At 68.6% G+C, this 6,258-nt stretch carries 5 protein-coding genes; 3 read left to right on the forward strand and 2 right to left on the reverse strand.

The window, feature by feature from the left end; all coding sequences use genetic code 11:
* The first annotated feature begins 509 nt into the window (after positions 1-509).
* A complete protein-coding gene (locus AB0N89_RS06600) occupies positions 510-1,436 on the forward strand; it encodes a neutral zinc metallopeptidase (protein WP_364200863.1) in 927 nt (308 codons plus the stop codon).
* Positions 1,437-1,631: 195 nt separating this feature from the next.
* On the opposite strand, the gene AB0N89_RS06605 is transcribed toward AB0N89_RS06600, so the two are convergent.
* Positions 1,632-3,179: a M28 family metallopeptidase gene (locus tag AB0N89_RS06605; protein ID WP_364200865.1), complete on the reverse strand. Its 1,548-nt coding sequence runs from the start codon at positions 3,177-3,179 to the stop codon at positions 1,632-1,634.
* Positions 3,180-3,259: 80 nt separating this feature from the next.
* Between AB0N89_RS06605 and AB0N89_RS06610 the strand changes: the two genes are divergently transcribed.
* Complete coding sequence (locus AB0N89_RS06610; RefSeq protein WP_364200867.1) at positions 3,260-4,237, forward strand: NAD(P)H-quinone oxidoreductase; 978 nt, start codon at positions 3,260-3,262, stop codon at positions 4,235-4,237.
* On the opposite strand, the gene AB0N89_RS06615 is transcribed toward AB0N89_RS06610, so the two are convergent.
* Positions 4,234-5,433 carry a cysteine desulfurase-like protein gene (locus AB0N89_RS06615; protein ID WP_005149639.1) on the reverse strand — a complete coding sequence of 400 codons (1,200 nt, stop codon included), beginning with the start codon at positions 5,431-5,433 and terminating at the stop codon, positions 4,234-4,236. The two genes, AB0N89_RS06610 and AB0N89_RS06615, sit on opposite strands and share 4 nt — an antisense overlap.
* Before the next feature lie 134 nt (positions 5,434-5,567).
* Between AB0N89_RS06615 and AB0N89_RS06620 the strand changes: the two genes are divergently transcribed.
* Positions 5,568-6,167, forward strand: coding sequence for a bacterial proteasome activator family protein (locus tag AB0N89_RS06620; protein ID WP_364200869.1), 600 nt, complete (start codon positions 5,568-5,570; stop codon positions 6,165-6,167).
* The last annotated feature ends 91 nt before the right edge of the window (positions 6,168-6,258 follow it).

The following is a 6,258-nucleotide window of genomic DNA, read 5'->3' on the forward strand; positions in this document are numbered from 1 at the left end:
GGGGCGCATACCCACCGGTCACTTTCCCGGTCCTGAAAAATCCGGGGGAACATTCGCCCGAAGGAGGGTTACGAAAAGGTTGAGACTCGGCTCGAAAAGGCGCATTCTGCTTGTCAGCGGATGGTCGGGCAAGTATCGGGCGCACCGTAGGAAGGTCGCCGGACCTGCTCCCCACCGGGAAGGGTCAGGTGGTGGTATGGCGGGTGATTCTCGCGGTTGACCGCCTGCTGTGTCCCCGCGATCGGAACGGAAGGAACCGGGTCGGTCGCGACTGCGAACAGCGACGAGCGCGGGCATCTCGGATGCGCTCGACCATTCTCGCGCATTCGGCGTCACTCCGGCCTGTTTCGGGTTCGCGGCCTCTTCGACCGCCTCGGCAGTGCCCGGCGCCGGCCCGGTGATCGCGGCCAACCGGCGATCGGAACAAGACAACCTCGGTAGACCTGGGTGCGGCCACGTGAAGTGGCCGCACCCAGGCATATCCGGGCCCTTCCGGCTACTCTTCCCCCGTGCGATTCGACGAAGGCGCGGGCCTGGACACCTCCGAAGTCGAGGACCTGCGAGGCGGCGGTGGCGGAGGCGGTATCGGCGGCCGGGTGGCACTCGGCGGCGGCGGGCTCGGCGTGGTCGGACTCGTCATCTATTTCCTCATCTCCCAGTTCGGCGGCGTGAGCCTGAGCCCGTCCGCGGGCGGGCTCGGCAGCCTCGGCGGCGTGGGTTCCGGGCAGCGGATGGACAACACGTCCCTGGAGCGGGAATGCAAGACCGGCGCGGACGCGAACCGGAACCACGACTGCGCGATCGTCGCCATCATCAACTCGGTCCAGGACTACTGGGGCCAGGAATTCCAGCGGTCCGGTTCGACCTATCGCAAGGCCGTCACCAACTTCTTCAACGGCGGCGTGAACACTGCCTGCGGAAACGCGACTTCGGACGTCGGGCCGTTCTACTGCCCCGGTGACTCCGAGGTGTACATCGACCTCGGGTTCTTCAACGAACTCCGCACGAAGTTCGGCGCGGAGGGCGGGCCTTTCGCGGAAGCGTACGTGCTGGCCCACGAATACGGGCATCACGTGCAGAACCTCACCGGAGTGTCCAAAAAGGGCACCGGGAGCGGGCCGACGTCGGGTTCGGTACGGCTCGAACTGCAAGCCGACTGCTACGCCGGTGTCTGGGCGAACCACGCCACGACGACGCCGACCGAGACCGGGCGGCCGCTGATCAGCGAGATCAGCCAGCAGGACGTCAATTCCGCGCTGGACACCGCTTCGCGGATCGGCGACGACTACATCCAGTCGAAGCTCGGCGGCGGCCGGGTCGACGAGTCGAAGTTCAGCCACGGCACGTCGGCGCAGCGGAAGAAGTGGTTCACCACCGGCTTCCAGACCGGCCAGCCCGCGCGGTGCGACACCTTCGCGACCAACAGCCTGGGCTGAGCCGGAACGTGCGGCCGGGAGCGTGACTTGCGTGCTTGGACACGGATCTCGCGTGATCGAAGGCGGAACTCACGTGACCGGAGACCGCACGCGGGTCTTCGGCATCTGATCACGCAAATCCCGGAAGTACATGAAGGCCCCCTTCCTTGCGCTGGGCGCGAGGAAGGGGGCCTTCATGTACCAGTGGTGACTAGATCAGGCAGCCACGGCGCCGTGGTGGTCGTCAGCGTGGACGGAAGCGGTCATGCTCCGCTGCTTGGACCGCTCGGCCGCGCGAAGGGACTTCGCCTTCGCGGCCTTGCCGCCCGGGACACCGTTGATCTCCTCGGTGCTGGTCGCGTACACGCCCAGCGCCCAGGCGACGGCGTCGGAGTTGCGATCGAGCGCGACGCGGTCGATGTTGCCGAGGTTGTCGCACTTCTGGTGGTAGCACTTGTCGTAAGGAACGTTGGCGCTACCGCCCCACTTGGCGGCCTGTGCCGCGGTCTTCACGCCTTCGGCGCCGGTGAACAGGCCACCGGCCGGGATGCCGACCGCGATGAACTGGCCGTAGTCGGAACGGCCGTCGAAGTCCGTGCCCTCGACCGGGACGCCCTTGCCCTTGCCGAGGTAGTCCACGAGGGTCTTCTCGAGCTGGGCGGAACCGTACGGACCGGCGCCCGCGCCCTTGCCGTCGGAGTCGTCACCGTCGTAGGCGAAGTACGCCGCGTTCGGCGAGGCGATCATGTCGTAGTTGTAGTAGAGCGCGATGTCGAGCTGCTGCTCGAAGCTCAGCGAGTTGACGTAGTACGTCGAGCCGACGAGCCCGAACTCCTCGGCGCTCCACCAGCCGAAGCGGACGGCGTTGTTGACCTTGGGCTTGCCGCCCAGCTGCAGCGCGGTCTCCAGCAGCGCGGCCGAACCGGAGCCGTTGTCGTTGATGCCGGGGCCCTCGGTGACGCTGTCGAGGTGCGAGCCGAGCATCACGACGTTGTCCTTGCGACCGGTCTTGGTCTCGGCGATGACGTTGTAGCTGGTCCGTGCCTCCTGGAAGGCACGCAGATCGAGGGTGACCGAGGCACCGGCCTTGCCGGCGAGCGCCTGGCCGTCGGCCTGGGTGATGCCGCCGGTCGGGATCTTGCCCGCGGCCGGGTCGCCCAGGGTGCCGTTGACCGGGCCCGGGACGTTGTTGTAGACGATCGCGCCGACGGCGCCCGCGGCGGCGGCGGTCGCCTGCTTCTGCGCGAAGGAGCAGCCACCGCGCTGGATCAGCGCGATCTTGCCGGTGACCCCGCCGGCGTAGTCGGCGGCCTCGCAGCCGCTGGTGTCGTCGACCGGGACCACCGCGAGCGGGGCGGTGATTCCGCCGGTGGGCGTCGACGGGCTGTAGGACATGATGATGATCGGGACGTCCGCGCCCGCGACCGTCAGCTTCTCCGCGAGGGTCTCCGCGTAGGTGAACGGGAACTCCTGCCGCGTGACCGCGAAGCCCGCCTGCTCCAGCTTCGTGGCGACGTACTCCGCGGACTTCTTGTGGCCCTCGGTGCTGGCGGCGCGGCGGCCGCCGTTCGCGTCCGAGATCCGCTGCAGCGCGATCAGGTGACGGTTGACTCCTGCACCGTCGACCTTGTTGACGAGTTGCTTGGCCAGCGCGGGACCGTCGATCGCCGGCGCGGCCGTCGCAGCGGGAGCCATTCCGATCGTGAGCGCGGCGGTGGCCATCACCACGATCGAGGGAACAATGCTTCTTCGCGAATATGACATGAGCGTCACCTTTGTGTGGTTTACGTCATAGGTCAACCGACGTTCGGCGGACTTGCCATCACCGTTATAGGGTCGCCTGTATGTACGCGATCACCATCCGTGAGCCCGGCGATCCCGACGTTCTCGAATGGACCGAGGTCCCCGATCCCGTCGCGGGTGAAGGCGAAGTCGTCATCGAAGTCGCCGCGAGCGCCGTCAACCGGGCTGACCTGCTGCAACGCCAGGGAAACTACCCGCCCCCGCCGGGCGCGAGCGACATTCTCGGACTCGAATGTTCGGGCACGATCGCCGAAATCGGCGAAGGCGTCGAAGGGTGGCGAATCGGCGACGAGGTTTGTGCCTTGCTCGCCGGTGGCGGTTATGGGGAAAAGGTCGCCGTCCCGGCCGGACAACTGCTTCCGCTGCCCGCCGAAGTCGAATTGCTCGCGGCCGCCGGGCTGCCCGAAGTCGCGTGCACGGTTTGGGCGAACGTCGTCATGCACGCCGGATTGTCCGAAGGCGAGGTCCTGCTCGTCCACGGTGGCGCCGGCGGGATCGGCACGCACGCGATCCAGGTCGCCAAGGCGCTCGGGGCGACGGTCGCGGTCACCGCGGGTTCGGCGGAACGGCTGGAAAGCTGCCGCCAGCTCGGCGCCGACATCGTGATCAACTACAAGGAGCAGGACTTCGTCGAGGTCCTGCGCGCCGAGACCGGCGGCGCCGACGTCATCCTCGACAACATGGGCGCCAAGTACCTCGACCGCAACATCGACGCGCTGAAGGCCGACGGCAGGCTCGTGGTCATCGGCATGCAGGGCGGGATCAAGGGCGAGCTCAACATCGCCAAGATGCTGGGCAAACGCGTGAGCGTGTACGCCGCCGGACTGCGTTCGCGGCCCCTGGCCCAGAAAGCGGCGATCGTCGCCGACGTCCGCGAGCGGCTGTGGCCGTTGGTCGAGCAGGGTTCGGTGAAACCGATCGTCGGCCAGGTCGTCGCGATGTCCGAAGCCGCCTCCGCGCACCGCGCGCTCGAAGAAGGCACGGTTTTCGGCAAGGTTCTTCTCGCCGCGAAGTCTTAGCGGATCTCTTCGAGCACCCGGACGAGCTGGTTGACCTCGAAGACGTTCGAGTAGTGCGCGAGTCCGATGCGGACGGCGCCGCCGACCTCGGCGGCGCCCAGCGAGCCGAAGACGCCGCTCGTGCCGTCGTCGGCGAAGGCGCAGAGCCCTTGGGACGCGAGATACTCCGCGACCTCGGGCGATTTCTTGCCCGCGACGGCGAAGGCCAGCGCGGGGATCCGGCGCATGGCGTCACCGATGACCATCACGTGCCGCAGCGAACGCAGCTCTGTGGACAGTTGCGCCAGCAACCCCGCGTGATACGACTTCGCCGAACCCAGCGACGTCACCAGTTTCTCGCGGCGCGAACCGATCGCCGCGTCGTCCAAACCGGCCAGATAGTCGATCGACGCGATCAGCCCGGCGAGCAACGGGTACGCGTGCGGGCCCAGTTCCATCCGGGCCGGGCCGCGCGCGGCCGGGTCGAGCGAGACCGACGGCAGGCGTTCGAGCAGTTCGGGATCGCGGAAGACCAGCGCCCCCACCGACGGCCCGCCCCAGGCCTGCGCCGAAACCACCATCACGTCGGCGCCGAGCGCGTTGAGGTCGAGCGGCACGAACGGCGCCGCGTACGTCGCGTCGACGACGACCAGCGCGCCGACGCGTTTGGCGAACTCGATCACCGTCGGGACATCGGGCCGGGTGCCGACCGAACCGGACGCGAGCGTGACCGCGACGGCCTTGGTGCGCGCGGAGACGAGGTTCTCGTACTGCCAGGCGGGCAGCTCGCAGGTCTCGATGTCGATCTCGCCCCAGCGCACGACCGCGCCGACGCGTTTCGCGGCGCGGCGCCACGGCGCGAGGTTGGCCTCTTCGTCCAACCGGGACACGACGACCTCGTCGCCGATCGTCCAGCGGTCGGCCATCGCGTCGACGAGACGGCGGATGAGATCGGGCGCGTTGGGTCCGAGCACGACTCCGGCCGGGTCGGCGCCGACCAGGTCGGCGACCGCCCGGCGAGCGGCCGTGACAATGCTTTCCGCACGCTGGGAGGCCGGAAACGCTCCACCCGGCCCGGACACCGGAGCGCGCATGGCCGTGGATACGGCCGAAGCGACCTGTTCAGGTACGAGCATTCCGGCGGCGCCGTCGAAGTGAATCCAGCCGTCACCCAGCGCGGGAAACAACCCACGGATACGAGCGACGTCGAACGCCATGGGGACACCGTACGGACGTGCGGTTTGGCGCTTTACCCGGGGTTGGCCAGCCGACCACGGGGCGCGACGATTCCCGCTACGCTCGGAGACGGCGCCGAAAACCACACTGCGCTTCGCGCCCGACGTAGGCCAGGATGGAGCACATGACCGACCCAGTTTCCCGCGAATCGAACACCCCCGGTGACGGCGGCGGAGACTCGTCACCCCACGTGGTGGTCGTCGGCCCCGACGGCGTCCCGGTCGGCACCGCACGTCTCGCCTCCGGTTCCGACGAGGACGCGCCGCACGAGGAGTCGGTCGGCGACCTCGTCGAAGAGCCCGCCAAGGTGATGCGGATCGGCACGATGATCAAGCAGCTGCTGGAGGAGGTCCGCGCCGCGCCGCTGGACGACGCCAGCCGCACGCGCGTGCGCGAGATCCACCAGACCTCGATCCGGGAGCTGGAGCAGGCGCTGGCGCCGGAGCTGCAGGACGAGCTGGAGCGGCTGGTGCGGCCGTTCACCGAGAACTCGACGCCGTCCGATGCCGAGCTGCGGATCGCGCAGGCCCAGCTCGTCGGCTGGCTGGAAGGCCTGTTCAGCGGCATCCAGACCGCGCTGTTCGCGCAGCAGATGGCCGCACGGGTGCAGCTGGAGCAGATGCGGCGGGGACTCCCCGCCGGTCCCTCCGCCGGCGGCGCCCTGGGCGGGCCTGGCGCGGGCGGCGACTCGCACGGGCCTGGCCAGTACCTCTGACACGCGCTATCTCTCGAGTGTCAGGAAAGGGTCGTTCAGGACGTTTTTCGTCCTGAACGACCCTTTCCTGACACTCGCGCCGCCCCGGGGA

It is taken from the genome of Amycolatopsis sp. NPDC089917 (assembly GCF_040684635.1).
GTDB lineage: Bacteria > Actinomycetota > Actinomycetes > Mycobacteriales > Pseudonocardiaceae > Amycolatopsis.